Genomic DNA, 1,044 nt, shown 5'->3' on the forward strand with positions numbered 1-1,044 from the left:
CCACGGCCTGCCCGGCCATGTCCATGACGTGACGCCCGACGGCACGAGTTGGTACCAGACGGGCAAGGGCCGGCTCGTGATCGGCACCGGCCTGCTTCTCGCGGCAGCCTACGCCGCGCGCCTGCTCTGGGCGGATATCGGCCATTGGGCCTTTATCCTGGCCTGCCTCGTCGGCGTCGTGCCAGTGGCGAGGCGCGCCTTTGCAGCGGCGCGCGCCGGCATCCCTTTCACCATCGAGATGCTGATGACGATCGCCGCCATCGGCGCGCTCTTCATCGGCGCCGCCGAGGAAGCTGCATTGGTCGTCTTCCTCTTCGCGGTCGGAGAGGTGCTGGAAGGCGTCGCGGCCGATCGTGCCCGCGCCTCGATCCGGGCTCTGGGCGATCTCGTTCCGAAGACGGCTCTCGTCGAGGAGAACGGCGCGACCCGTCAGGTCGATGCCGCGGGCCTGAGCATCGGTCAGATCGTCCTGGTCCGCCCGGGCGACCGTATCCCGGCCGACGGCGAGATCACCGACGGCGTCTCCGGCATCGACGAGAGCCCTGTCACCGGCGAATCCGTGCCCAGGACGAAGGGCGTCGGAGAGCCCGTCTTCGCCGGCTCGGTCAACCGCGAGGCCGCCCTGCGCGTGCGCGTCGACAAGGCGGCCGAGGACAACACCATTGCCCGCATCATCCGCCTCGTCGAGGAAGCGCAGGAGGCGCGCGCGCCGACCGAACGCTTCATCGACCGCTTCTCGCGCTGGTACATGCCGGCGATCGTCGGCCTTGCCTTGCTCGTCGCACTGGCCCCGCCGCTGCTGTTCGGCGCCGAATGGTCGGTCTGGACCTACCGCGCGCTGGCGCTGCTGCTGATCGGCTGCCCCTGTGCGCTCGTCATCTCGGTCCCCGCCTCGATCGCGGCCGCTCTTTCGGCCGGCGCCCGGCAGGGCCTGCTGATGAAGGGCGGGATCGTCATCGAGACGGCCGCCAGGACCGGGCTCGTCGCCTTCGACAAGACCGGCACCCTCACGCAGGGCAAGCCGCGCGTGACCGATGTCGTGGC

The 1,044-nt window shown here is 70.4% G+C and carries 1 protein-coding gene; it reads left to right on the top strand.

Features of this window, described 5'->3' with window-relative positions:
• Window positions 1–1,044, top strand: a 1,044-nt coding sequence (locus ACIPIA_RS16950) for an HAD-IC family P-type ATPase (RefSeq protein WP_400511169.1), incomplete at both ends; no start/stop codon positions are given.

Source organism: Allobosea sp. CER48, assembly GCF_044752385.1.
GTDB lineage: Bacteria > Pseudomonadota > Alphaproteobacteria > Rhizobiales > Beijerinckiaceae > Allobosea.